Origin of the sequence: Mixta gaviniae (genome assembly GCF_002953195.1) — a bacterium.
GTDB lineage: Bacteria > Pseudomonadota > Gammaproteobacteria > Enterobacterales > Enterobacteriaceae > Mixta > Mixta gaviniae.
The window spans coordinates 2,303,000-2,329,480 of sequence record NZ_CP026377.1; the positions used below are offsets into that span (position 1 = coordinate 2,303,000).

Consider the following 26,481-nt stretch of genomic DNA (forward strand, 5'->3'; position numbering starts at 1 on the left):
ATGACCGACAGGCTGGCCCGTCAGTTAACCGACCGTTTTTACCGTTACCTTGCTGTCAGCAGTCAAAGCGACGCGCACGCCACCGCCCTGCCCAGCACGCCGGGACAGCAGCGCATGGCGCAGCTGCTGGCGCAAGAGCTGCGCGCGCTGGGCCTGCAGCAGGTGGAGATAGATGCGTACGCCACGGTCACCGCCGTGAAACCGGGCAACCGACCCGGCGCGCCGCGCGTCGGCTTTATCACCCATATCGATACCGTCGATGTCGGCCTTTCCGCCGATATCCATCCGCAGACGCTGCGCTTTGACGGCGAGGATCTCTGCCTGAATGCGCAGCAAGATATCTGGCTGCGCGTCGCCGAACACCCGGAGATCCTGCCCTATCGCGGTCAGGAGATTATCTTCAGCGACGGCACCAGCGTGCTGGGTGCCGATAACAAGGCGGCGGTCAGCGTCGTGATGACGCTGATGGAGAACCTGAGCGGCGAGCATGGCGATATTGTTGTCGCCTTTGTGCCGGACGAGGAGATTGGGCTACGCGGCGCCAAAGCGCTCGATCTGGAGCGGCGCTTTAATGTCGATTTCGCCTGGACCATCGACTGCTGCGAACTGGGCGAAGTGGTGTATGAAAACTTTAACGGCGCGGCGGCGGAGATCCGTTTTACCGGCGTGCCGGCGCACCCGATGTCCGCCAAAGGGGTGCTGGTCAACCCGCTGCTGATGGCGCACGATTTTATCGCCTGCTTCGATCGTCAGCAGACGCCGGAACATACCGCAGGGCGCGAAGGTTATATCTGGTTTAACGAGATCGTCGCCAGCGCCAACGAAGCACGGCTGAAAGCGTCGATTCGCGATTTCGACCTGACACGCTTTGAACAGCGCAAGCAGGAGATTACCGATGCGGCGCGCCAGATCGCTGCCCGCTACCCCAGCGGCGCGGTTGACGCGACGGTCACGGATATCTACAGCAATATCAGCAACGCCGTCGGCAGCGACCGGCGCGCCATCGATCTGATTTTCGCCGCCCTCGACGCGCTGCAGATTACGCCGAAGGTGGTGGCGATGCGCGGCGGCACCGACGGCGCGGCGCTGTCGGCGAAGGGGCTGCTGACGCCTAACTTTTTCACCGGCGCGCATAACTTCCATTCGCGCTTTGAGTTTCTGCCGATCCCGTCGTTTGTTAAATCCTACCAGGTGGCGGAAAAACTCTGCCTGCTGGCGGCGCGCTGAGGCGCTACGGCGCGGCGACGCTGACATCAATGCCGGGAAAATATTTCTCCGCCAGCTGTTTCACCGTGCCATCCTGCTGCACCTTGCGGATGGCCGCGTCCAGCGCCGCCTTGCGCTCCGCATCCGCCTTGCGCAGGCCGAAACCGATGCCGGAGCCGAGGATGGCGTCATCCTCTACCGCCTTGCCGATAAAGGCGAAACCTTTGCCCTGCGGCCTGGCGAGAAAGCCCGACCGCCCCGCCGCCGACATCACCAGCGTGCCATCCAGCCGCCCTGCCACCATATCGTTATAGACCTGGTTCTGATCCTGGTAAGCGGTGACGGTGACGCCGTGCGGCTCCCAGTGCTGCTTCGCGTAGGTTTCCTGAATCGACCCCTGCAGCACGCCGATGGTCTTGCCCTTTAGCCCGGCGGCGTCCGGCTGCAGGCCGGCGTCGCGTCGGCCCACCAGCATACTGGGAATACGGTAGATCGGCTGGGTAAATGCGATGCTTTTCATGCGTGCGGCGGTGATGTTCATTGCCGAGTTGATCGCATCAAATTTTTTCGCCATCAGGCCGGGGATCAGCGTGTCGAAGCTGCTTTCCACCCAGCTGCAGCGGAAATGGCCCGCCGCGCAGATGGCTTTGCCGAGATCGATATCGAACCCTTCCAGTTCGCCCTGCGCGTTGCGGCTTTCAAATGGCGGATATTGCGATTCCACGCCGTAGCGCAGCGTCTCCTGCGCTATGGCCTGCTGTGCGGCAAAGAAGCCCAGCGCCAGGCAAAGCAGGGAGATGTTTTTCATAGCGTTTCCTCAGAGTAGTCAGCGCGGCTTCAGCAGGCAGAGCGCATGCGCGCCCGCCTGCAGCGTCGCGTCGTCTTTGGCGAACGAGAGACGGATCAGCCGGTTATCGGTGTGGTCGGTATAAAAAGCGGAGAGCGGTAAGGTGGCCACGCCATGTTCGATAATCAGCCGCTTCACCATCTCGCTGTCGCTCTCATCGCTGAAATGGCCGTAGCTGGCGAGCATAAAAAAGGATCCCGTTGCCGGTAGCAGTTGAAACGGCGACTCCTGCAGCAGGGAGATCAGCAGATCGCGCTTGCGCTGCCAGAAGGCGGCAAGCGACTGGTAGTGCGCCGGATCCTGCAGCCAGGCCGCCAGCGCCACCTGCATCGGGGTATCGGCGGCATACATCAGAAACTGATGCACCTTAACCACCTCGCTCATCAGCTCCGCCGGCGCGAGACAGTAACCGACGCGCCAGCCGGTAACGTGAAAGGTTTTGCCGAACGAGGAGACAATCACGCTGCGCTGCGCCAGCTCCGGATGGGTGGCCATGCCGTGATGCCGACGCCCGTCAAACAGCATATGTTCATACACCTCGTCCGACAGGATAATGATGTCGCTATGGCGGGTCAGCGCGGCGAGCTGCGCCAGGTCCTCCGCGCTCAGCGTCTGCGAGGTGGGATTATGCGGCGTGTTGATAATGATCATGCGGGTGCGCGGCGTGATGGCGGCGCGCACCGCGCTCCAGTCGATGGCGAAACGCGGCGGCGCCAGTTTAAGCGCCACCGGCGTCGCCCCCTGCAGCCGCACCACCGGCGCATAGCTGTCAAAAGCGGGTTCGAAAAAGATCACTTCATCGCCGGGATGCACCAGCGCGGCGATGGCGGCGTACAGCCCTTCACTGGCGCTGGCGGTAATCAGCACCTCGCTGGTAACGTCGTAACGCTGGCCATAGAGGCGTAGCACCTTTTCCGCCAGCGCCTCTTTCAGCGGCAGGTAGCCGGTCATCGGCGCATACTGATTGTGGCCATCACGCATCGCCTGGTTGACGCGCGCCACCAGCCTGTCATCGCAGGGAAAGTTCGGCGCGCCCTGTGAGAGATTAATCGCCCCGTGCTGCGCCGCCAGCTGCCCGATCACGCTGAATATGGTGGTGCCTACGTCCGGCAGTTTTGAACGCCGGGCCACCGTCGAAGCCAGAGTCATAGTTTTCCCTAATGAATAAATATACAAAATAAATCTATATCCATTCAAACCGGGCGCGCTTGTGGCGGCAAGCGAATTGTGATCATAATAGCCATGCATAAAATTCATAGCCTGGGGAAATCCTATGTCCCGCCAGTCGCTGCCGCTGAACGCTATCCGCGCTTTTCTGGTGGCCGCGCGCCACCTTAACCTCACCCGCGCCGCCGACGAGCTTTGCCTGACGCAGGGCGCGGTCAGCCGCAAAATCGGCGCGCTGGAAAGCTGGCTCGGCTTTGCGCTGTTCGACAGACATGCGCGCGGGCTACGGCTGACGCCGCGCGGCGCGGCGCTGCTGCCGCAGCTGAAGCAGGGTTACGATCTGATGCTGAACGCCGCCGAACAGGCGCACGATGCCGGCGGCGCGCTGCGCCTGCGCGCCCCAACCTGCGCCATGCGCTGGCTGCTGCCGAAGCTGGTGCAGCTGGAACAACAGCATCCCGATCTGCACGTCACGCTGACCACCACCCTGTGCCACAGCCAGCAGCTGGGTAATTTCGATGCGGCGATTCTGTATGGGCCACCGATGACGGGCGCGCATCTGCTGTTTGCCGAGCGCATTACACCGGTGATCGCACAAAGCCTGCTGCCCGGCGGCGGCCCGCTGCGGATAAGCGATCTTGCCGGCTTTACCTTTCTGCATCCCTCAGAAGGCGATCGCGACTGGCGGCTGTGGCTGCAGGCGCAGGACGCCACGCTGCCGATGCGGCGCAATCAGCACTTTTCAACGATGGACCTGGCTACAGGGGCGGCAATTGAGGGGTTTGGCGTTACCGTCGCCGATGTGACGCTGGTAGAGAGCGATCTGGCCGCGCGGCGGCCGGTCGCCCCGTTTGCCGCCAGCGTCGCCACCGGCGCGGTTTACAGTTTGATCAGCCGGACGGAAAAAGAAACGCCACCGCATCTTGCGACGCTGGTGGCGTGGTTGTGTCAGGCGGTATAACGGATCAGAAAGAGACCCAGTCGTCCGCTGCGCCGCTGCTGGCGCTGGCCGGTTTCAGACGCGTCGGGGCGCCTTTCATCACCGGCGATTTCACCGGCTCCACCGGCTGGCCGCTCTCCGTTGAGAGGCGGAATTTCGCCACTGAACGCTGCAGATCTTCGGTCTGACGCTCCAGCGCGGCGGCGGCGGCGGAAACCTCCTCCACCAGCGAGGCGTTCTGCTGCGTTACGGTGTCCATCTCGGCCACCGCCGTACCCACCTGAGCGATGCCTTTGCTCTGCTCTTCCGACGCGGCGGCGATCTGCTTCATGATCTCAGTAACATCGCCTACTGCCTTAACGATGGCATTCATGGTGCTGCCCGCTTCGCTTACCAGCTTCGAACCGGTATCGACGCGCTGCACGGAGTCGCCAATCAGCGATTCAATCTCTTTTGCCGCTCCGGCACTGCGCTGCGCCAGATTGCGCACTTCGCTGGCCACCACGGCGAAGCCGCGACCCTGCTCACCGGCACGCGCCGCTTCCACCGCGGCGTTAAGCGCCAGGATATTGGTCTGGAAGGCGATGCTGTTGATCACGCTGGTGATCTCAGCGATTTTTTTCGAGCTTTCCGAGATACCGGACATGGTACTGACCACATCGCTGACCAGCTTGCCGCCCTGACCGGCGGTCAGCGAGGCGTTATCCGCCAGATCGCTCGCCTGACGGGCGTTGTCGGCGTTAAGCTTCACCGTCGCCGTCAGCTGCTCCATGCTGGCCGCAGTCTGCTCCAGCGCCGCCGCCTGCTGCTCGGTGCGCGAAGAGAGGTCGTTGTTGCCCATTGAGATTTCTGCCGCGCCGCGGTAGATATTCTCGGTGCCGCCGCGAATGGCGCTGACCGCCTCGCGCAGGCTATCCTGCATGGCGCGCAGCAGCGGTACCAGCTTGCCGACGCAGTTGCGGCCGAGATCGTCGATCGGCTGGCTCAGATCGCCATCGGCGATTTTACGGAAGTGGCCGCGCAGCATATCCAGCGGACGCACCAGCATGTTCACCAGGTAGCGATCGGTGAACAGCAGGATCAGCAGGCCGCAAATCACCGCCACGATAATGGTGATACGCGTGATAACGGTGATGCGATCGACGGTGACGCGCGTCTGGTCAAGCATCACGCCCGCCGCCGCGGTATATTTTTCCGACAGCGCGCCGAATTCACGGCTCAGCGCCGGCGTAACGTCGTTGGCGTGGCGGCGATAATCCTCTATCGAGCCCTGCTGCGCCAGCTGCATCTGCGGGCGCACGCCCTGCTCCAGCAGCTTCGCCCAGCTCTCTTCCACCGCCGTAGAGGTGGCGGCGTCCATCGGCCCCGGCGCCGCCGCTTTAAACAGCTCCAGCTGCTTCGCCATGCCATCGAGGGCTTTCTGCACGTTAGCAAACGCTGCCGCATCCGGCGTGCCGCCGGCGGTGCGCGTTTCCATTACGCGGGAAAGGCGGGTGACAAAACGGAAATATTGATCGTTCCCTTTGCTGAGGATGGTCATCTGCGCCACCAGCTGGCGATCGACGCTGTTGCCGTCGCTAAGGGCGTTTAACGAGTGTACGCTGTACATGCCCACTGCCGACCAGAGTAAACAAAACAGGCCAAGAATAGAAAGCATAACGGCGCGTATGGTGAAGTTTTTTAAAAGCTGCATAGCTGCCTCAATTCGGTCAATAACCGTCAAATGTTCCGCCACCTGGCGGGCTTATCGACTGTTATCGGCAGCTTTTGCAAAACTTATACTGTTTTATAACATCCTTAACAGACGCCGCTCGCCGCGGCGCGACGATCCGGCCTCCGGCGTCGCCTACAGCCGCACCATGGCGCGCACCAATAGCCGCAGCAGGCGCAGGCGCAGGCGCATAAAGCGCGTTTCCGGGCGGATGGCCGCCTCCCCCTTTACCCCAAAGCGCAGGGTGATGTCTTCGCCTGGCCGCCATGCGGGCCAGGGGATTTCACCCTGCAGCTGATGGGAAAACTCGGTGGCGTCATGGGCGAAGCGCAACCAGTATTCACTGACGCGACGGGCAAAAGCGCGATCGTTGTCGGTAAAGGGTCGGTTCGCCTGCTGCGGGTTCTCCGCGCTCAGCGTATCCATCACGTAAGGGATTTCATTACCGTGCCAGCTGCCGTCGGGGCAGAGATCGCGCGAGTTCTCCGACACATAGTCAAAGTAGTAGCGCCAGCCCGGCACGCCGCGGCGATGCTGCGCCTGCACCGCCAGCCAGGTCATGGTGCCGAACGCCATATCGCGCGCCACCTTTCTGCCGAGGCGGCGATCGTTATGTTCGTCATAGAGCGACCGGATCATTTTCAGCAGCAGCGGCCGCCGGGCGCGCAGATCGGTGATGGTGGCAACGGGATCGACGCCGAAAAACTCCAGCACGCTCGCCTCGTCGCTGTTATAGCCGATCATCAGCGGATAACGGTGCTGACGCGCGGCGGCGAACACCTCCACCACCGGCTTCGGCAGCACCCGGTCGCCGGCAATGGCGACCGGCCCGTTGCCGAGATGCGGCGGCAGCGACCAGAAGCTGTCCGCAGGCAGCGCGCGCAGCTCTTCCGCCGTGGCGTTCTCCAGACCAAGGTGATGCGCCGTCGCCACGCCGCTTGCCAGCGCCTCGCTGCGTTTTTTATCGGGCAGGCTGTAGGCGCTCTGCACGATGCCTTTATGGAACAGCCCCGCCGCCAGCGGCGAAGCAAACAGCGACAGCACGCTGCGCCCGCCGGAGGATTCGCCGAAAATAGTGACGTTACGGCGGTCGCCGCCGAAGGCGGCAATATTACGCTGTACCCACTGCAGCGCGGCGATTTGATCCAGCAGAGCGAAATTATTGATCGCCTCGCCGCGCGGCGATTCCGCGTCCAGCGCCGGATGGGCGAAAAAGCCGAGGTGGCCGAGCCGATAATTGAGGGTTACCACCACCACGCCGCGTGCGGCCAGCGGCTTGCCGTTATAGGGGCTGAGCGCCCCCGCACCGATAGTGAAGCCGCCACCGTGGATCCAGACCATCACCGGCAGCGGGCGCGACGGCTGGATCTCCGGCGACCAGACGTTCAGATAGAGACAATCTTCGCTGAGCGGCCCCGGATCGCCGCCGCCCGCCAGCAGGCAATATTCGCGATTCTGCCAGCTGGCGTTGCCCCATTGCGTTGCGTCACGCACCTCTTGCCATGGCGTTGCCGGACGCGGCGCGCGCCAGCGCAGCGGCCCCGTCGGCGGCGCCGCGTAGGGAATTCCCTTGAAAACAAAAATACCGTCATCAATCGCGCCGCGTAATGCACCCTCAGCCGTGAGAATTCTTAAAGGTTCGTTCTTCATTATTTTTTCCATCGTAAAGCACGGGCATATTATTCGCAGGCTTATTTTTATTGTCTATGGCAGGCGCCATTTTGCAGATTATGCCGATAAGCGCAGCCGGTCAGGCAGGCTTACCCCGGCGTGGCGACAGCAGGCGGGATGCGGGAAAGGAACAGCAAGGGTGGCGGCCAGAGACGGCGGAAAACGCGCGGGCCGGGATCGGCGCAGGGAGAAGAAGCACGCAGGCCTGACGGCCCGCCTGCGTGCTTCCCGCCGCGCGTATGGATTTACTCGGGGTGCAGACCGCAGCGCCGCAGGCTTTCCGCCTGGCGCGCGGCATAGAGCGTCATCTCATCGGTGATCTCACCGCCCAGCGCCGCTTCAAAATCGGCGCGGCTCGACCCGGCGGCAAACTGCTCCTGCGCCCCGTCACCGAGGTTAGACTGGAAGATGCCGGCGGCGCTGACTGGTAAGAAATCCTCATAGATTTGCGGATCGGCAATCAGCAATCCCTGCTCAATCAACGTTTCGCGATCCGCATCCGCCGGCACGCCCTGCCGCCGCCCTTTTTCCGTCAGGCGATACTCAAACCAGGCGAGCCGCTGCTGACGCAGGTCGCGTTCGTTGTCGGGGAAGTCGCTGAAGATATGCGCCAGCCGCTGCTGGTGCTGTTGGTTGTCGCCGCCGCTGCCCGCCTGCGCCAGCAGCCGGTCGTAACGCTCGCGGCCGGCGGGCGTCAGCGCGACGCCGCGTTGTTCAATTTCGCCGAAGCGTGCAGTGTGGCGCCCTGCCGCGCCATCCTGGAAGATAACCGGCTCTTCGAGCGCTTTAAAGCTGGTTTGCCGCAGCAGCAGCGGCACCTGACGGCGCGGCGGCCCTTCGATAATCGCCTTCGGCGTAATGCCGTACTCAGGCATTAAGGCCTGCGCCCGATCGATATCCAGCGTGCGCGGCGTCAGGTGGTTGATATGGCAGCCGGGGAAGCAGACTACGTCGGCGATCAACCGGTGCTGCTGATGCAGCGCCTCATAGGTGGCGCGGTCGACGGTGGTTTGCCGGTGCCAGCGGAAGGTTTCCAGCGCCTCGCGCACAAATTCGTCGGCGCTCTGCTCATCGAAGCCGCCGACGCGCTGATGGCAGGCGATCAGCGCCAGACAACGCGGCGTAAAGATGCGCCGCGCCGCCAGGATCGCCGCGGCCCGCTCGCGCAGCACGCGATCCTCGATCAGCTCCAGCCGCAGCAGTGAAGTGAACAGACGAAACGGATTGCGGCGCAGCGCATCGCCTTCCCGCGGCCGGAAAGCCGTCGAGTGAACCGGCACGCCGGCGGGGGCCAGATCGTAATAACCTACCGGGTACATGCCCATAATAGCGAACAGCTGGCGCAGGGTGTTCAGCTCCTGCGCGCTGCCGACGCGGATCGCGCCGTGGCGCTCCACGCTCAGGCGCGCCAGTTCGTCCGCCGCCGACAGCCGATCGGCCAGCGCCCGATCCTGCGCCAGTACCTGCTGATTGACATCCGACACCAGCTGCAGCAGCGTGCCGTACTGCGGCACCTCCTGCTGATACATCGTGGACATCGCCTGAGAAAAACGTTCACGGAGAGCATCCGCGCTGACAAACTTTTCCATAGCCTCGCCTTGATTTGCGCATACCTGATGCCACTGTAGAGCAAGCAAAAACGCGGCGGGAAAATCTTGTTAAATTTGTGATCGCTCTGGTGAAAGCCGCCCGACGCCGGCTGTCACGCCCGCTTTACAAGCCGCTTTCGCCCCAGCGCTGTTTCGCTATCAGCATCAGCGTGGTCAGCGCCGCCGGCAGCGCCAGCAGCATAAAGATCAGGCTGAACGACCAGCCCAGCGTCAGCATCTGCGCGCCGACCACCGCGCTGAGGATCGCGCCGAGGCGGCCGATGCCATGCATCCAGCTGGCGCCGGTGGCGCGCGCCTGAGTGGGATAGTAGCTGGCCGCCAGCGCGTTCATGCCGGTATTGGCGCCGTTAAAGCAGAATCCACAGCAGAAGGCGATCGTCGCCATCAGCAGCGGCTGCGCCGGTACGCAACCCAGCAGAATAGCGGCCAGCCCGCCACCAAAGTAGATCGCCGCCAGCGCCAGGTTGGCGTTAACGCGATCCATCAGCCAGCCGGCGAACAGCGAACCGACCGTGCCGCCCGCCTGATACATCGCGGTGATCAGCGCGGCGGCGGTGACGCTCAGCCCTAAATCGCCGATCAGCGCCGGCATCCAGCTGCCGATCAGGTAGACCAGAAACAGCCCCATAAAGTAGCCGCCCCACAGCATCAGGCTGCCGAAACGGTAGCGCGCCGACAGCACGGTGCCGATAGCGCCCGCTTCCTGAGTTAATGCCGGATAGAGAAAGGTGCTGTGCGGCGAGGTCGCGCCGGGCCACATTTTTTCCACGATCGCCCGGATGCGCCACGCCGGCGCCTGTTGCGCCAGCAGAAAACGCACCGATTCCGGCAGGTAACGCAGTAGCAGCGGCAGCAACAGCAGCGGCAGCACGCCGCCCATCAGCAGCACCGAATGCCAGCCGAAGGCGGGGATGAGCCAGGAGGCAGCCACCCCGCCGCTGGCGGCGCCGAAGGTAAAGCCGCAAAACACCACGGTTATCAGGAAAGCGCGCCGGCGCTCGGGGACATATTCTGACACCAGCGTGCCGACGTTAGGCATCGCCGCGCCCAGCCCCAGCCCGGTCAGCAGGCGAAACAGCATCATCTGCTCAATGTTTTGCGCCAGCGCCGTCGCCAGCGTCCAGACGCCAAAAAAGAAGACGCTGCTGATGATGAGCCAGCGGCGACCATAGCGATCCGCCAGCGGCCCGGCAAACAGCGCGCCCAGCGCCAGCCCCACCAGCGCCGCGCCGATCGCCATGCCCAGCTGATGACTGGTAACCGGCCAGGTCGCGCGCAGCGCGGGCGCGATAAACCCCATCAGGGCGATGTCCATGCCATCGAGCGCCACGATAATAAAGCTCAGGGCGATAATGCGCCGCTGGAAGGCGCAGAGACCATACTGGTTGATACGCTGACGAACATCGATCGCCTTTATGCTGTCCAGAATCTCCTCCCTGTGGCGGCGTAACAGCGGCCGCGTGCTGTCAAAAAAACGGCCTATGATAGCGAAACGCAACCGCTTGCGGCTATGACTTTGCCGCTGAGTGAAATTTTCTCACCTGGCGCGTGGCGCGCCCTTAGCTGACGCGCGCGATTCATGCCAAAAAGTTATGGCGCGCAGCCGTTTAATTACTTCAGCGGTGGCGAAACGGACGATTTGCTCGCCAAATCACGATAATGTTAATGATAATTTGCAATTAAGTTAACAAAATCGCAGCGAGACGCTTGCTTAATCTCCTTCGCCCTTTCTACTCTCTCTTCATGGACAAAAACTATCTGTTTAATCAGCGCATCCGTCTGCGCCATTTACATACTTTCGTTGCGGTCGCACAGCAAGGCACGCTGGGGCGCGCCGCGGAAACGCTCAGCCTGAGCCAGCCGGCGCTGTCGAAAACCCTGAACGAGCTGGAAGAGTTGACCGGTGCGCGGCTGTTTGAGCGCGGGCGGCTTGGCGCGCAGCTTACCACTATCGGCGAGCAATTTCTGACCCATGCAGTGAAGGTGCTGGATGCCCTGAACCATGCCGGGCAGTCGTTTGCCAACCCGATCGGCGATCGGCCGGTGGTGCTGCGGCTCGGCGCGCTAACCACGGCGGCAATGGGCATGTTGCCGCAAATCCTTGATCGCTTTCATCAACAGCAGCCACAGGCGACGGTGCAGGTGGCGACGCTGCATAATAATGTGCTGCTGGCAGGGCTGAAAGCGGGCGAATTTGATATTGGCATCGGACGCATGGCGGACGCCGATATGATGGCCGGCCTCGCCTATGAGTTGCTGTTTCTTGAGTCGCTGCGGCTGGTGGTACGCCCGCAGCATCCGCTTTTAAATGACAACGTCACGTTATCGCGCGCCCTGCAATGGCCGGTGGTGATTTCGCCGGAAGGAACCGCGCCGCGCCGCATCGCTCAGGCGATGATGGATGAACAGGGTTGTACGCTGCCGCCAAGCTGCGTGGAAACCTCTTCGACTTCGCTGGCGCGTCAGCTGGCGCTGCGCTATGACTATGTCTGGTTTGTGCCGTCCGGCGCGGTTAAGGAAGATTTACTGCACCATTCGCTGGCGGCGCTGCCGATCGCTTCGCACGGCCCCGGCGAGCCGGTGGGGATCATTACCCGCTCGGGGCACCCGTTATGTCTGAGCGCGGAAATTCTGCTGGCGACCATTCGCAAATGTCATTCCGGTTAGCGTGATTCAGCGGCTGGCGGAGGCCAGCCGACAGATGGGATTAACGGCTGCGTTTCGCATGTCGCTCGCGGTTATCCAGCCGCGCTTTTTCCGTTTTACGCAGGCCAACATAGATCGCACCGCTGCCGCCGTGCTGCGGCTGCGCCATGCAAAACGCCTGGACATCCCCGAACTGCTGCAGCCAGCGCGCCAGATAACTGCGCACGATATTAGCGTGGGATTCATCCTCGCGCCCTTTGCCATGCACAATCAGCAGATTGCGCAGGCTATCGTTACGCGCCTGCATCATAAAGGCAAACAGCAGCTGACGGCAGTTTTCCACCGGCTGGCGCAGCAGGTTCAGGCTGGCGTCGAGCGGGTATTTCCCCAGACGCAACTTATCCAGCACGCCCTGCTGAATGCCTTCGGCTTTATATTCCAGAGGTTGGCTGAGCGGCACGATATCGAGGTAGCCGCGGGTCAGGAAATTGTCCATTTCCTCGTTCGCCGGCTGCCGCGGCGCTTTAGGCGTCGCGGTTTTCAGCCAGTGAACGTTGGCGCAATCTTTCAGCGGAGTGACATCTTCCATGGCGTCACGAAACAGATCTTTATCGTCAAGGTTCATGGGGCCTACCTCACGCCTGATATGTCGTGGCAATGCACGAAGAAAAGTACTGCAGAGACCCGGCAATTTTAACCGATTAGCCCGCCGTTGCCAAAGGCAGACGACAATCCTTCCGATGGCGGTCGCGCTGCCGCTTTCTTCGCCATTCGCCAGGTTATTTTTTAGCAGGTTAGTTAAGTGTTAAAAATGTATTTTCCTTTAACCCTGCCGCACAGGACACATTGATTTCCCTGATTAACAAAATAATGCACATTTTTTACCCCGATAATCACATTGGTGTTGTTGATTGATAACATCCCTGATTTTTATGCGGTTAAAAGTGCGCTTATGCATTCCATTTCGCTCACGAAGAATGTTAAAATTGACCTCAGTCAATTATCGTCGAGGATGTATGATGATCCCGGAAAAACGAAGCATTCGTCGTATACAGTCTGGTGGATGCGCAATCCATTGTCAGGACTGCAGCATCAGTCAACTTTGTATCCCGTTCACGCTGAATGAACATGAGCTGGACCAGCTGGACAACATTATCGAGCGTAAAAAGCCGATTCAGAAAGGTCAGGCGCTGTTTAAAGCGGGTGATGAGCTGCGTTCGCTGTACGCCATTCGCTCCGGGACCATTAAAAGCTACACCATTACCGAGCAGGGCGATGAGCAGATTACCGGCTTCCACCTTGCCGGCGACCTGGTCGGCTTTGACGCCATCGGCTCCGGTCACCATCCCAGCTTTGCTCAGGCGCTGGAAACCTCAATGGTGTGCGAAATCCCTTTCGAAACCCTAGACGATCTTTCCGGCAAAATGCCAGCGTTGCGCCAGCAGATGATGCGTCTGATGAGCGGCGAAATCAAAGGCGACCAGGATATGATCCTGCTGCTGTCGAAGAAAAATGCCGAAGAGCGCCTGGCGGCTTTTATCTGGAACCTGGCGCGTCGTTTTGGCCAGCGCGGTTTCTCCCAGCGCGAATTCCGCCTTACCATGACGCGCGGCGATATCGGCAACTATCTCGGCCTGACGGTGGAAACCATCAGCCGCCTGCTGGGCCGCTTCCAGAAAAGCGGTATGCTGGCGGTGAAAGGCAAATATATCACCATTGAAAACCATCCGATGCTGGCCGAACTGGCGGGCCAGAGTCGCGGCGCCGCCTGATATCTCGCCGGGTCACTATTTGTTATTTTGTTGATCCGGCTAGAACTTTTTCGCTTTTTCCTGACCTGTTAATGGGCTATCTTTAGCTGACACGCTCTGGTGTTAGGAGAAGCCGTTATGGTTAAGTATCAAAACATTCTGGTGGCGATAGATCCTGAGCAGGACGATCAGCCCGCATTACGCCGGGCGGTCTACCTTAATCAGCGTATCGGCGGGAAAATTAAGGCTTTTTTGCCTATCTACGATTTTTCCTATGAAATGACCACCCTGCTCTCTCCCGATGAACGCACCACCATGCGTAAAGGGGTGATCAGCCAACGGACAGAATGGATTCGCGAGCAGGCGCACGCCTATCTTGAGGCCGGCGTCGATATCGACATCAAGGTTGTCTGGCACAACCGGCCCTTCGAGGCGATTATTCAGGAAGTGCTTTCCGGGCAACACGATCTGGTATTAAAAATGGCGCACCAGCACGATCGGCTGGAGTCGGTGATCTTTACCCCGACCGACTGGCATCTGCTGCGTAAATGTCCCTGCCCGGTGTGGATGGTGAAAGATCAGCCCTGGCCGGAACAGGGCAAAGCGGTCGTCGCCGTCAACCTCGCCAGCGAAGAGCCGCATCATGATGAGCTAAATCAGAAGCTGATCCGTGAAACGACCGAACTGGCGGCGATGGTGAACCATACCGAGGTTCATCTGGTGGGCGCCTATCCGGTGACCCCGATTAATATTGCTATCGAACTGCCCGATTTCGATCCCAGCGTCTATAACGACGCCATTCGCGGCCAGCATCTGGTGGCGATGAAAGCGCTGCGGCAGAAATTTTCCATTGATGAAAAATTCACCCATGTCGCTAAAGGCCTGCCGGAAGAGGTGATCCCCGACCTGGCGGAGCATCTGAACGCCGGCGTGGTGGTGCTGGGCACCATCGGCCGCACCGGCCTTTCCGCCGCGTTTCTGGGGAATACCGCAGAGCAGGTCATCGATCATCTGCGCTGCGATTTGCTGGTGATCAAACCCGATAACTTTACCTCGTCCATTGAGCTGGACGATGATGAGGACGATTAATCGCGCGGATGCGGTTTATTGACGGGAAAATAATGCGGCCGCCGGTTTTTGAAATCGGCGGCCGCTTTTTTATCGACAGGCGTTACAGCGCTTTCAGAATCGCCTCGACGCTGGCTTTGGCATCGCCAAACAGCATCTGGGTATTTTCCTTAAAGAACAGTGGGTTCTGCACGCCGGCGTAGCCGGTGTTCATCGAACGTTTAAACACCACCACGTTCTGCGCTTTCCACACCTCCAGCACCGGCATGCCGGCAATCGGGCTGCGCGGATCATCCTGCGCCGCCGGGTTGACGGTATCGTTGGCACCGATCACCAGCACCGTATCGGTATCGGCGAAGTCATCGTTGATCTCATCCATCTCCAGTACCACATCGTAAGGCACTTTCGCCTCCGCCAGCAGCACGTTCATATGACCAGGCAGACGCCCCGCCACCGGATGAATGCCGAAACGCACATTGATGCCGCGCGCGCGCAGCTTTTCCGTGATCTCCGCGACCGGATATTGCGCCTGCGCCACCGCCATGCCGTAGCCCGGGGTGATGATAACCGTCGAGGCGTTTTTCAACAGCTCGGCGGTATCCTGTGCGTTGATTTCGCGGTATTCGCCGCTTTCATCCTCATCGCCTGCCGCGGCGCTGCTGTCGGTGCCGAAGCCGCCGGCAATGACGCTGATAAACGAGCGGTTCATCGCCTTACACATAATGTAGGAGAGGATGGCGCCCGATGAACCAACCAGCGCGCCGGTGACAATCAGCAGATCGTTGCTCAGCATAAAGCCCGCCGCCGCCGCCGCCCAGCCGGAGTAGGAGTTCAGCATCGAAACCACTACCGGCATATCCGCCCCGCCGATTGACGCCACCAGATGCCAGCCGAAGGCGAGCGCAATCACCAGCATAACCAGCAGCGCGAAGATCTGCAGCCCGACGCTATCGCTGCTGACAAAAGTCCACAGCAGCAGAAAAGAGACCACCAGCGCCAGCAGATTAAGCTTATGACGATGCGGCAGCATCAACGGGCGCGATGAAATCTTGCCGCGTAGCTTGCCGAAGGCGACGATCGAGCCGGTAAAGGTGACCGCGCCGATAAAGATGCCGAGGAAGATCTCAGTCAGATGAATATTCTGCATCACCGCATCGAGACCCGGCCCGTGATCGATATAGCTGTTGATGCCCACCAGCACCGCAGCCAGACCGACAAAGCTGTGCAGGATCGCCACCAGCTCCGGCATTTCGGTCATTTCAACCTTTTTCGCCAGATGGATGCCGATGGCACCGCCGATCACCATCGCCAGTAAAATCCAGGCGATATTGCCGGTATCGGGGCCAAAAATGGTCGCCAGCAGCGCAATGCCCATCCCGGCCATGCCGAAGATATTGCCCTGCTTCGAGGTTTCATGCTTTGAAAGCCCCGCCAGGCTGAAAATAAACAGGATTGCGGCAACAATATATGCTGCAGTAACTAATCCGCCAGACATGTTGTTACCCCTTAGTTCTTACGGAACATTTTCAGCATGCGCTGAGTCACGGTGAAGCCGCCGAAGATGTTGATACTGGCGATTAGCACGGCGATAAAAGCCAGGAAGGTGACCCAGCCGCCGTGCCCAATTTGCAGCAGCGCGCCGACCACGATAATCCCGGAAATCGCATTGGTGACTGACATCAGCGGCGTATGCAAGGCATGGCTGACGTTCCACACCACGTAATATCCCACCACGCAGGCAAGCGCGAACACGGTGAAGTGCGACAGGAATGCGGCGGGCGCCACGTTCGCCAAGCAGGCGAACAGCACGATGGCCAGCGCCAGCAGCAGATATTTACGCCACGGCGAGGCGGGCCGGGCGTCGACGGCCGGAGCGGCGGCGGCGGGCTGTGCCGCCTTCGGCGCAGCGGAGACCTGAATCGGCGGCGCCGGCCAGGTGATTTCGCCGGCGCGCACCGTGGTTACGCCACGGATGACGACGTCATCAAAATCGATAACGATGTCGCCATTTTTCTCTTTGCACAACAGCTTCAGCAGGTTGACCAGGTTGGTGCCGTAAAGCTGGGAGGATTGCGTAGGCAGACGGCTCGGCAGATCGGTATAGCCGATGATTTTGACGCCGTTGGCGCTGGTCGTGATCCTGTCGGCGACGGTCAGTTCGCAGTTGCCGCCGGTTTGCGCCGCCAGATCGACAATCACGCTGCCAGGCTTCATTGAGGCGACCATTTCGCGGGTAATGAGCCGCGGCGCGGGTTTGCCCGGGATCAGCGCGGTGGTGATAATAATGTCCACCTCTTTCGCCTGAGCGGCGAACAGCGCCATTTCCGCTTCGATAAAGGCTTTGGACATCACTTTAGCGTAGCCGTCACCGCTGCCTGCCTCCTCTTTGAAATCAAGCTCGAGGAATTCGGCGCCCATGCTTTTTACCTGTTCTTTCACTTCCGGGCGGGTATCGAAGGCGCGCACGATGGCGCCCAGGCTACGTGCCGCACCAATGGCGGCCAGCCCGGCGACGCCTGCGCCGATCACCATCACTTTCGCCGGCGGCACTTTGCCCGCCGCGGTGATCTGGCCGGTAAAGAAACGGCCGAATTCATGTGCCGCTTCCACTACCGCCCGATAGCCGGCGATATTGGCCATCGAGCTGAGCGCATCCAGCGACTGCGCGCGCGAAATACGCGGTACCGCATCCATCGCCATCACGTTGATGTTGCGGGCGGCCAGCTTCTCCATCAGCGCCGGGTTCTGCGCCGGCCAGATAAAGCCGATAAGCGTGGCGCCTTCGCGCAGCAGCGCGATCTCTTCATCATCGGGCGCGTTCACCTTCAGCACGATATCAGCCTGCAGCGCCTGTTGACGATCGACCAGTGCGGCTCCTGCCTGCTGATAGGCACTATCGTCGAAGCTGGCCGCCAGGCCCGCCTGCTGTTCGATTGCCACGCTAAACCCCAGCTTAAGCAGCTGCTCCACCGTTTTCGGCGTTGCGGCCACGCGGGCTTCATTGGGCAACCGCTCTTTGGGTACTCCAATTAACATAGTTTTCCCTTTCATCGGTTAGTGATGACCCAGAACGGCGGGAACGGTATCCGCTGTTCGCTTCGGACTTTGTATCAAAGTGTGTATAACCTACTGAATCCGGGTCTGATGATCTACCCGTAACCGGGCTCGGATGCTTTTTCATGCAAAAATGCAGCCCGGAACGGCGTCTGCATTATTTTTACCGGTTAAACTGCCTTTTTTCAGTGATATCCTGCTGCCGCAGGGGGCGATAAACAGCATAACGGCCAAATTTTCACCCTTATTTAACAATAACTTAACTAAATAAGTTGTATCATCAATCGTTTAAAGCGGTAAGCGCAGCGTAAAACGCGGTAAATATCGCGCCCGGCCGCGCCGCCGTTTTATGATTAAACCGGCGCGCCTGAATGGCATAAATTGGCTGAGACAGCGGCCATTATTACATGCAATAATCGGCAGCTAATCTGTTACACATCAAGAGTCCAGCACGTTTTCGTACTCACTTTTTGCGTAAGGCGAAGGATTATTTTTATGAAGCTGAAGAACACTCTTCTGGTGACCGCCCTGCTGTCATCGATGACGCTGACCGCTCAGGCGGCGCAGGAGCTGTCACCAGAAAAAGCGGCCGCGTTAAAACCATTCGAACGTATCAATATTACCGGCCGCTTCAACTCCATCGGCGACGCCACCGACGCCGTCTCCAAACGTGCGGATGAGCTGGGCGCCGCCGCCTTTTATGTGGTTGGCACGACCGACGCTACCGGCAACAGCGGCAACTGGCGTGTTTCCGCCGATCTCTATCGCGCCGATGCGCCGACAGCAGACAATAGCCGCAGCTACCGCTATTTCAGCGGCGTGAAAGAGCTGCCGAAGGCGGAAGCTTATGCGCTGGAGCCTTACGATACTGTTTCCGTCAGCGGGTTCTACCGCAGCCAGCCTGACGTGAATGACGCTATCGGTAAAGCGGCGAAAGCGAAAGGCGCCGCCGCCTTCTTTATCGTACGCCAGATTGATGCCAACAGCGGCGGCAACCAGTACATTACCGCCTATGTCTATAAAGCGGACGCGCCTAAACGTCAGGTGCAGAGCCCGAACGCCATTCCGCGTAACTCCGACGCGGGCAAAGCGGCGCTGGCCGCCGGCGGCGCGGCAGCGAAGCAGGTTGAGCTGCCGGGCGTCGCCTCTTCCGAGACGCCGAGCAACAAGGTAGGCCGCTTCTTCGAAACGCAGACCTCCACAGGCGAGCGCTACACCGTGCGCCTGCCGAACGGCAAAGAGATTCAGGAAGTGAATGCCATCACCGCCGCGCAGATGCAGCCGTTCGATACCGTGACCTTCACCGGCCACTTCGGCACGCCGACGGAGATCTCCGAAGCGGTGGCCAAACGCGCCGCGGCGAAAGGCGCGAAGTTCTACCACGTCACCCGTCAGTGGCAGAACCAGAGCGGCGGCAACCTGACCGTCACCGCCGATCTGTTCAAATAATCCGCACCCGGAGCGGCCGCCCGGCCGCTCCGTAACATTCTGAATAATCTGTAGCGCTTTTTGCATAGACACGCATTGCACCGCAGCCCCGCACTCCGTAAAATCGCCGCCTTATTTCAGCGGAAACGAAGGTCTCTTTCGCTTCACGCCTGATGAAAAGTCAACCGCAACGCGGTTCCCTGGTTATTTATTCTGTTTCAGGACGGTTTCTTGGACAAAAAATTAGGCCTTAGCGCGCTGACCGCGCTGGTACTCAGCTCTATGCTGGGCGCAGGGGTTTTCAGCCTGCCGCAAAATATGGCGGCCGTCGCCAGTCCCGCCGCTTTGCTTATCGGCTGGGCGATTACCGGCGCGGGCATTCTGTTTCTTTCGCTGGCGATGCTGCTGCTGACGCGCCTGAAACCGGAACTGGACGGCGGTATTTTTACCTATGCCCGTGACGGCTTCGGCGAACTGGTAGGCTTCAGCTCCGCCTGGGGATACTGGCTGTGCGCGGTGATCGCTAATGTCTCCTATCTGGTGATCGTCTTCTCCGCGTTAAGCTTTTTCACCGACTCGCCCGGCCACGTGGTGTTCGGCGACGGTAATACCTGGCAGGCGATGCTCGGCGCATCGGTGTTGCTGTGGCTGGTTCACTGGCTGGTGCTGCGCGGCGTGCAGACTGCCGCCAGCATTAACCTGCTCGCCACGCTCGGCAAGCTGGTGCCGCTCGGCCTGTTCGTGGTACTGGCGATTATCGCTTTCAATCTCGATCGTTTCCGCTTCGACTTTACCGGCGTGGAATTGGGTAAACCGGTGTGGGAGCAGGTTAAGCAAACCATGCTGATTACGCTGTGGGTGTTTATCGGCGTTGAAGGCGCAGTGGTGGTGTCAGCGCGCGCGCGCAACAAGCGCGATGTCGGCAAGGCGACGCTGTTGGCGGTGTTGGCCGCGCTGAGCGTCTATCTGCTGGTGACGCTGCTGTCGCTGGGGATCGTGCCGCGCGCCGAGCTGGCGGAGATGCGTAACCCGTCGATGGCCGGCCTGATGACCAAACTGATCGGCTCCTGGGGCAACGCGGTGATCGCGCTGGGTCTGGTGGTGTCAGTGTGCGGCGCCTACCTGAGCTGGACGATTATGGCGGCGGAAGTGCCCTTTATCGCCGCGCAGCAGGGCGCGTTTCCGCGCAGCCTGAGCAAGCAGAACCGCCATAACGCGCCGTCCGCCTCGCTCTGGCTGACCAACGGCAGCGTGCAGGTCTGCCTGATTTTGATCTGGCTGACCAATTCCGATTACAACACGCTGCTAACCATCGCCTCGGAAATGGTGCTGGTGCCCTATTTCCTCGTCGGCGCTTATCTGCTGAAGCTGGTGTGGGGCAAAGGCAAGGCGAAGATGACGCTGGTGGCATTGGGCGCCTGCGCTTACGGCCTGTGGCTGCTGTACGCCTCCGGGCCGCTGCATCTGCTGCTGTCGGTGATCCTCTACGCGCCGGGGATGCTGCTGTTTCTGTTCGCCCGCCGCGGCGGCAGAGGGATAACCGCGCTGAGCGTGGCCGAGCGCGCCGCCATCACCCTGCTGGTGATCGGCGCCGTCCCGGCGACCTGGATGTTAATGCGGTAATCAGTGTGGGGCGGCTGGGAATTGAATGGTCAGCCGCTCCTCCTGCTGGGACAGCGACAACGGCTTGCGGTATTCATGATGAATCGCATCAAGCTGCTCGCTGGAAAGCGGGTAAGGCAATAAAATATCAAACTGCGCGATATGCTGCTGCTCGGCTAAGGTAATCAGCCGGGCGATATTAATCTCATCGCTAACCTGCGTTGAAATGATTTGCAACGCTAATTCTTTCAGCCGCTCTGAAGGGGGCCGCTGCGAATCCGCCGGGTTACGTGTCACCATGCCGAAGATCGGCATTACGCCGTAAATCGCATCGACGAAGCTCCAGCGCTTTTTACAGGATGCAGCAAGAAAATCGGTATAATTGAAGCAGATACGGTCATTTAAGCCCGCTGACGCCAGCTGTTTATCTGACACCCTCACTCTCCTCCTGGCCAGAAAAAAAGGGCGATAACCTCGGTTAACAACCCTTCAGATATAATGACATAGTTTCCCCGCGTTGTACTATACATCTTGCGTCATTTAACGGGCGTTGATGGTGGTTATTATCTGAAAAGGATATGCTGGTTTAATTCGCAGCCTTAATTTTTACATCATGAATAAAATAGTTTTTGTCGAGGACGATCCGGATGTAGGCGAGCTGATTGCCGCCTGGCTTAGTCGTCACGGGCTGGAAGTGATTGTGGAAAGCCGTGGCGACCGCGCCGAGGCGGTAATTGCGCAGCAACAGCCTGACCTGGTGATGCTGGATATTATGCTGCCGGGCAAAGATGGCATGACCCTGTGTCGCGACCTGCGCGCCAGCTGGTCCGGCCCGATTGTGCTGCTTACTTCGCTGGACAGCGATATGAACCATATCCTGTCGCTGGAGATGGGCGCTAACGACTACATTCTGAAAACCACGCCGCCGGCGGTGCTGCTGGCGCGCCTGCGCCTGCATCTGCGCCAGGCGAACACCTCGCATCACGACGAGATCGCGCCGGTGGTCAACAGCCAGAAAGCGCTGCGCTTCGGCACGCTGACCATCGATCCGCTCAATCGCCAGGTGACGCTGGGCCAGGAGATTATCGCCCTTTCCACCGCCGATTACGATCTCCTCTGGGAGCTGGCGACCCACGCCGGGCAGATCCTTAATCGCGATGCGTTGCTGAAAACCCTGCGCGGCGTGAGCTATGACGGCATGGATCGCAGCATCGACGTGGCGATTTCCCGTCTGCGCAAAAAGCTGCACGACAGCGCCACCGAGCCTTATCGCATCAAAACCATCCGCAACAAAGGTTATCTGTTTGCGCCACACGCCTGGGATACGCTCGCGGAATGAGAAAACTTTTTATCCAGTTTTATCTGCTGCTGTTCGTCTGTTTTCTGGTGATGACCATGCTGGTCGGCCTGGTGTACAAATTCACCGCCGAACGCGCCGGACGCCAGTCGATGGACGATCTGATGAAAAGCTCGCTCTACCTGATGCGCAGCGAGCTGCGGGAGATCCCGCCGCGCGACTGGAATAAAACCATCAATAATCTCGACCTGAACCTGTCGTTTAAGCTGCATATCGAGCCGATGAGCAAATATCAGCTCGATCCGGTCAGCATGCGCCGTCTGCGCGCGGGTGAGATTGTGGCGCTGGACGACGAATACACCTTTCTGCAGCATATTCCGCGCAGCCACTATGTGCTGGCGGTCGGCCCCATCCCCTATCTCTTCTATTTGCACGAGATGCGGCTGCTGGATATCGCGCTGCTGGCGTTTATCGGCATGTCGCTGGCGCTGCCGGTATTTATCTGGATGCGCCCCTACTGGAAAGATATGCTGAAGCTGGAGTCGGCGGCGCAGCGTTTCGGCAAGGGCCATCTGGATGAGCGTATCCATTTCGATAACGCTTCAAGCCTGGTGCGCCTCGGCGTTGCCTTTAATCAGATGGCGGACAACATCAATACGCTGGTGGCAAGTAAAAAGCAGCTGATCGACAACATCGCCCATGAGCTGAGAACGCCGCTGGTGCGCCTGCGCTATCGGCTGGAGATGAGCGACAACCTCAGCGCGGCGGAATCGAGCGCGCTGAAGCGCGATATTGGCCAGCTGGAATCCCTTATCGAGGAGTTGCTGACCTACGCGCGGCTCGATCGGCCGCAGGTGGAGCTATTTTTGCAGTCGGTAGATCTCGCCGCCTGGCTCGGTGAGCGCATCGCCGATATCCGTTCGGTGCATCCCGAATATGATATCGCGCTCGATCTGCCCCAGCGCGATAACGTCGGCGTCTCCGATACCCGGCTGATGGAGCGCGTGCTGGACAACCTGGTCAATAACGCGCTGCGCTACGCCGAACAGCGGCTGCGGGTCGGGCTATGGTTCGACGGCAACCTGGCCTGCCTGCAGGTAGAGGATGATGGCCCCGGCATTCCGCTTGAGGAGCGCCAGCGGGTGCTGGAGCCATTTGTGCGGCTTGATCCCAGCCGCGACCGCGCGACTGGCGGCTGCGGGCTAGGGCTGGCGATAGTGCAGTCGGTGGCGCAGGCGCTGGGCGGCTTCGTGACCATCGACAGCAGCCCGCTCGGCGGCGCCAGCGTTCGCTTTTGCTGGCCGGTTGATCTACCCTTGCGCAGTACAGCGACCCATCCCTAACTTATCAAGGAGATATGCGTGACATCGGCTTATCAACAACTGACCCGGACATTCCAGCGCCTGTCGCGCTTTGGCCATCTCTCCGCCATCGCCGGCTGGGATATGCAAACCATGATGCCACCCGCCGGCAGCCAGGCGCGGGGCGAAGCGCTGGCTGAGCTAAGCGTGCTGCAGCATCAGATCCTGACCGACAGCCGGGTGGCAGCCTGGCTGGATGCGGCGCAGCAGGAATCGCTGAACGATGTGGAACAGGCTAACCTGCTGGAGATGACGCGCGCGTGGCAACAGGCGGCGCTGCTGCCCGCCTCGCTGGTGGAAGCGAAATCGATCGCCGGCTCGCGCTGCGAACACGCCTGGCGCCAGCAACGTCCTGCGAATGACTGGCAGGGTTTCGCCGCCAACCTGAAAGAGGTGGTGCGCCTGAGCCGCGAAGAGGCGGAGATCCGCGCTCAGGCGGCGGGCTGTTCGCGCTATGACGCTCTGCTCGACCTCTATGAACCGGGCATGACCAGCGCGCAGCTGGACACCACCTTCGGCGATCTTATTCAGTGGCTGCCGTCACTGCTGGAACGCGTAGTGGAGAAACAGGCGGCGGAGCCGGTCGATACACCGCTGGGGCCGTTCCCGATCGAGGCGCAGCGTCAGCTCGGCCTGCAGCTGATGAAGCTGCTCGGTTTCGATTTCAATGCCGGACGCCTTGATGTCAGCGCCCATCCTTTCTGCGGCGGCGTGCCGGAGGATGTACGCATCACTACCCGCTATAACGAAAACGAATTCGTCAGCGCGATGATGGGCGTGATCCATGAAACCGGCCACGCGCGCTACGAGCAAAACCTGCCGAAAACCTGGGGCGGTCAGCCGGTGGCGCTGGCGCGCTCTACCGCCATTCATGAATCGCAGAGCCTGTTTTTCGAAATGCAGCTGTCGCGCAGCGCCCCCTTCCTGCAGCATATTCTGCCGCTGGTGACCGCACAGATGGGCGACCAGCCCGCGTTGACCCCTGATAACTTCGTGCGGCTGAACCAGCGCGTGAAGCGCGGCTTTATCCGCGTCGACGCTGACGAAGTTAGCTATCCGCTGCATGTGATCTTGCGCTATGAAATCGAGCGCGCGCTGATCGGCGGCGATATCGAAGTGGAAGATATTCCGGCGCTGTGGGATGAGAAAATGCAGCGCTACCTGGGGCTGGATACCCAGGGTAACTACCGCGACGGCTGTATGCAGGATATCCACTGGACCGACGGCGCCTTCGGCTACTTCCCGACCTATACGCTCGGCGCGATGTACGCGGCGCAGCTGTTCCAGGCGGTGCGCCGTGCGCTGCCGCAGCTGGACCAGCAGATCGCCGCGGGCGAATTGCAGCCGATCTTCGACTGGCTGTCGCAGAATATCTGGCAGCATGGCAGCCGCTTCCCGACCGCACAGCTGATCGCGCAGGCGAGCGGCGAAGATCTCAACCCGCTGCACTTCCGTCGTCATCTGGAGCAGCGCTACCTCGGCTAGCGCGCCCGTACCGGTCTGCCGCCTCTGTGCAGGCCGGTTTTCTCGCGTTGTACATTAGGTTACACGCCGATACCAATCACTCACGGAAAGCCCGACCGCGTTTCTTTATATTCTCTCTACCGGCCCCGCAGTGGGCTAATACATGAAGAAACATTCGAGGGTTTTGCAATGAAAAAATTATTTGCTCTGGTTGTAGCCGCTGCTATGGGTATCTCTTCCGTTGCTTTCGCAGCTGAGACCACCGCCGCTCCGGCACCGGCCGCTGCCGCCACCACTACCACCGCTGCCCCGGCTAAAGCTGAACACAAAGCCGCGCATCACAAGCATAAAAAAGCGGTTGCTCAAAAAGCGCAGGCTGCGAAAAAGCATCATAAAAAAGCGGCTAAGCCGGCTGAACAGAAAGCGCAGGCTGCGAAGAAGCATCACAAACACGCCGCTAAACCGGCCGAGCAGAAAGCGCAGGCTGCGAAAAAGCACCACAAAAAAGTTGTAAAATCAGCGGCAAAATAATGGCGGGAGCCAGCTCCTGACAAGAACAGCTAACAAACACCCGGACTTCCGGGTGTTTTTTCCTGGAGTAACGGAAATGGTACGTCGCTATCGTTTCGAAATCATCCTTGCCGTCATGATCCTGTGTGGCGCAATTGCGGCCTGCTTCTATATTTGACGGTCGTAGCGTACTGATATTCCGGATTAAACTCCCTTTTTTGTTTCTCACCGACTATAGTTAACGCGTAACGCGTGTTAACCCTTTATTCTTACCATTCTCCCCCTTCCTGAGAGAGATATGCGCATAACGGCTGTGTTAGTAGTGGGTTTGCTCTGTTTTCCCTTTTTTACGCATGCAGATGATGACAGCGATGAAGGACCGAGCCCTGAAGAGATCAAAACGCTGTTCTTCGGCCATGATGACCGTAAGCCGGTCGATCACGCCGCCAGCGTGCCATGGGAGGCGATCGGGCAGCTGGAGACCGCAAGCGGCAACCTCTGCAGCGCAACGTTGATCTCCGCCCATCTGGCGCTGACCGCCGGACATTGTCTGGTGACGCCCCCAGGCCGCCTGGATAAGCCGGTCGCCCTGCGTTTTATCGCCGGCGACAATGGCTGGCGCTATGAAATTCATGATATTGAAGCGCGCGTCGATCCCAGCCTCGGCAAGAAACTTAAAGCTGACGGCGACGGCTGGATCGTGCCTGCCGCCGCGGCGCCCTATGATTACGGCCTGATCGTACTGCGCAATCCCCCTTCCGGCATTACGCCGGTTCCGCTGTTTGACGGCTCACGCAGCGATCTCAGCGCCGCCCTGAAAACCACCGGCCGTAAGGTTACCCAGGCGGGCTATCCGGAAGATCATCTGGATGCGCTCTGGTCGCATCGCGATTGTTTGATCACCGGCTGGGCGCAGCGTTCAGTGCTGTCGCACCAGTGCGATACCCTGCCCGGCGACAGCGGCTCGCCGCTGCTGCTGCAAACCGACGACGGCTGGCGGCTGATTGCGGTGCAAAGCTCCGCGCCGGCGGCGGCGGACCGCTATCGCGCCGACAACCGCGCTATCGCCGTCACCGCCTTTCATGACGATTTAGAGGCGCTGGCGGCAGAGTAGAGAGTCCCGGGCGGGAGAATTAGCGGGTCGTTGA

Annotated in this window: 22 protein-coding genes and 1 pseudogene; 13 read left to right on the plus strand and 10 right to left on the minus strand. The window is 60.1% G+C overall.

Going from position 1 to position 26,481, the window contains the following annotated elements:
* On the plus strand, window positions 1-1,227 hold the full coding sequence (gene pepT, locus C2E15_RS10725; protein WP_104957355.1) for a peptidase T: 1,227 nt from the start codon (window positions 1-3) through the stop codon (window positions 1,225-1,227).
* A 4-nt stretch (window positions 1,228-1,231) separates the two neighbouring features.
* On the opposite strand, the gene C2E15_RS10730 is transcribed toward pepT, so the two are convergent.
* Window positions 1,232-2,014, minus strand: a complete 783-nt coding sequence (locus C2E15_RS10730; protein ID WP_104957356.1) for a transporter substrate-binding domain-containing protein — start codon at window positions 2,012-2,014, stop codon at window positions 1,232-1,234.
* 18 nt (window positions 2,015-2,032) lie between these two features.
* A complete protein-coding gene (locus C2E15_RS10735; protein ID WP_104957357.1) occupies window positions 2,033-3,202 on the minus strand; it encodes a methionine aminotransferase in 1,170 nt (389 codons plus the stop codon).
* Window positions 3,203-3,326: 124 nt separating this feature from the next.
* On the opposite strand from C2E15_RS10735, the gene C2E15_RS10740 reads away from it, so the two are divergent.
* A complete protein-coding gene (locus C2E15_RS10740) occupies window positions 3,327-4,181 on the plus strand; it encodes a LysR substrate-binding domain-containing protein (RefSeq protein ID WP_104957358.1) in 855 nt (284 codons plus the stop codon).
* Window positions 4,182-4,185: 4 nt separating this feature from the next.
* Here C2E15_RS10740 and C2E15_RS10745 read toward each other — a convergent pair whose 3' ends face one another.
* From C2E15_RS10745 to C2E15_RS10760, 4 genes are all read right to left on the minus strand, one after another.
* On the minus strand, window positions 4,186-5,853 hold the full coding sequence (locus tag C2E15_RS10745; RefSeq protein WP_104957359.1) for a methyl-accepting chemotaxis protein: 1,668 nt from the start codon (window positions 5,851-5,853) through the stop codon (window positions 4,186-4,188).
* Window positions 5,854-6,006: 153 nt separating this feature from the next.
* Window positions 6,007-7,521, minus strand: a complete 1,515-nt coding sequence (locus tag C2E15_RS10750; RefSeq protein WP_104957360.1) for a carboxylesterase/lipase family protein — start codon at window positions 7,519-7,521, stop codon at window positions 6,007-6,009.
* A gap of 266 nt (window positions 7,522-7,787) precedes the next feature.
* Window positions 7,788-9,131, minus strand: coding sequence for a 2-oxoadipate dioxygenase/decarboxylase HglS (gene hglS, locus C2E15_RS10755; RefSeq protein ID WP_104957361.1), 1,344 nt, complete (start codon window positions 9,129-9,131; stop codon window positions 7,788-7,790).
* A 124-nt stretch (window positions 9,132-9,255) separates the two neighbouring features.
* On the minus strand, window positions 9,256-10,578 hold the full coding sequence (locus C2E15_RS10760; RefSeq protein ID WP_104959152.1) for an MFS transporter: 1,323 nt from the start codon (window positions 10,576-10,578) through the stop codon (window positions 9,256-9,258).
* A gap of 317 nt (window positions 10,579-10,895) precedes the next feature.
* Here C2E15_RS10760 and C2E15_RS10765 point away from each other — a divergent pair, with 317 nt between their 5' ends.
* Window positions 10,896-11,819, plus strand: a complete 924-nt coding sequence (locus C2E15_RS10765; RefSeq protein WP_104957362.1) for a LysR substrate-binding domain-containing protein — start codon at window positions 10,896-10,898, stop codon at window positions 11,817-11,819.
* A gap of 40 nt (window positions 11,820-11,859) precedes the next feature.
* Here the strand turns inward: C2E15_RS10765 and smrA are convergent, their stop codons facing one another.
* A complete protein-coding gene (smrA, locus tag C2E15_RS10770) occupies window positions 11,860-12,423 on the minus strand; it encodes a DNA endonuclease SmrA (protein ID WP_104957363.1) in 564 nt (187 codons plus the stop codon).
* Window positions 12,424-12,817: 394 nt separating this feature from the next.
* On the opposite strand from smrA, the gene C2E15_RS10775 reads away from it, so the two are divergent.
* Both C2E15_RS10775 and uspE read left to right on the plus strand, forming a co-directional pair.
* Window positions 12,818-13,570, plus strand: a complete 753-nt coding sequence (locus C2E15_RS10775) for a fumarate/nitrate reduction transcriptional regulator Fnr (RefSeq protein WP_038626046.1) — start codon at window positions 12,818-12,820, stop codon at window positions 13,568-13,570.
* 117 nt (window positions 13,571-13,687) lie between these two features.
* Complete coding sequence (gene uspE / locus C2E15_RS10780) at window positions 13,688-14,638, plus strand: universal stress protein UspE (RefSeq protein ID WP_104957364.1); 951 nt, start codon at window positions 13,688-13,690, stop codon at window positions 14,636-14,638.
* 82 nt (window positions 14,639-14,720) lie between these two features.
* Here uspE and pntB read toward each other — a convergent pair whose 3' ends face one another.
* Entirely contained in the window at window positions 14,721-16,112 is a 1,392-nt protein-coding gene (gene pntB / locus C2E15_RS10785) for a Re/Si-specific NAD(P)(+) transhydrogenase subunit beta (RefSeq protein WP_104957365.1), read from the minus strand.
* Between the two features lie 11 nt (window positions 16,113-16,123).
* Complete coding sequence (gene pntA, locus C2E15_RS10790; RefSeq protein ID WP_104957366.1) at window positions 16,124-17,653, minus strand: Re/Si-specific NAD(P)(+) transhydrogenase subunit alpha; 1,530 nt, start codon at window positions 17,651-17,653, stop codon at window positions 16,124-16,126.
* Window positions 17,654-18,166: 513 nt separating this feature from the next.
* On the opposite strand from pntA, the gene ydgH reads away from it, so the two are divergent.
* Window positions 18,167-19,120, plus strand: coding sequence for a DUF1471 family protein YdgH (gene ydgH, locus C2E15_RS10795; RefSeq protein ID WP_104957367.1), 954 nt, complete (start codon window positions 18,167-18,169; stop codon window positions 19,118-19,120).
* A gap of 210 nt (window positions 19,121-19,330) precedes the next feature.
* A complete protein-coding gene (locus C2E15_RS10800; RefSeq protein ID WP_104957368.1) occupies window positions 19,331-20,722 on the plus strand; it encodes an amino acid permease in 1,392 nt (463 codons plus the stop codon).
* Here C2E15_RS10800 and C2E15_RS10805 read toward each other — a convergent pair whose 3' ends face one another.
* Window positions 20,723-21,136 (minus strand): hypothetical protein, encoded by a 414-nt coding sequence (locus C2E15_RS10805; protein ID WP_104957369.1) that lies wholly within the window; start codon window positions 21,134-21,136, stop codon window positions 20,723-20,725.
* 178 nt (window positions 21,137-21,314) lie between these two features.
* Here C2E15_RS10805 and rstA point away from each other — a divergent pair, with 178 nt between their 5' ends.
* The 6 genes and pseudogenes from rstA (at window position 21,315) to C2E15_RS10830 (ending at window position 26,447) form a co-directional block, all read left to right on the plus strand.
* Window positions 21,315-22,040, plus strand: coding sequence for a two-component system response regulator RstA (rstA, locus tag C2E15_RS10810; RefSeq protein ID WP_104957370.1), 726 nt, complete (start codon window positions 21,315-21,317; stop codon window positions 22,038-22,040).
* The gene (rstB, locus tag C2E15_RS10815) at window positions 22,037-23,341 is read left to right on the plus strand and encodes a two-component system sensor histidine kinase RstB (RefSeq protein WP_104957371.1); all 1,305 of its coding nucleotides are present in this window, start codon (window positions 22,037-22,039) and stop codon (window positions 23,339-23,341) included. The genes rstA and rstB overlap by 4 nt, the downstream gene beginning before the upstream one ends.
* An 18-nt stretch (window positions 23,342-23,359) precedes the next feature.
* A complete protein-coding gene (locus tag C2E15_RS10820) occupies window positions 23,360-24,844 on the plus strand; it encodes a carboxypeptidase M32 (protein ID WP_104957372.1) in 1,485 nt (494 codons plus the stop codon).
* A gap of 168 nt (window positions 24,845-25,012) precedes the next feature.
* A pseudogene (gene asr / locus C2E15_RS10825) lies at window positions 25,013-25,345 on the plus strand (acid resistance repetitive basic protein Asr); the annotation flags it as partial.
* An 85-nt stretch (window positions 25,346-25,430) separates the two neighbouring features.
* On the plus strand, window positions 25,431-25,511 hold the full coding sequence (ydgU, locus tag C2E15_RS22400; RefSeq protein WP_457920439.1) for a small membrane protein YdgU: 81 nt from the start codon (window positions 25,431-25,433) through the stop codon (window positions 25,509-25,511).
* 120 nt (window positions 25,512-25,631) lie between these two features.
* A complete protein-coding gene (locus C2E15_RS10830) occupies window positions 25,632-26,447 on the plus strand; it encodes a trypsin-like serine peptidase (RefSeq protein WP_104957374.1) in 816 nt (271 codons plus the stop codon).
* Window positions 26,448-26,481: the final 34 nt, after the last annotated feature.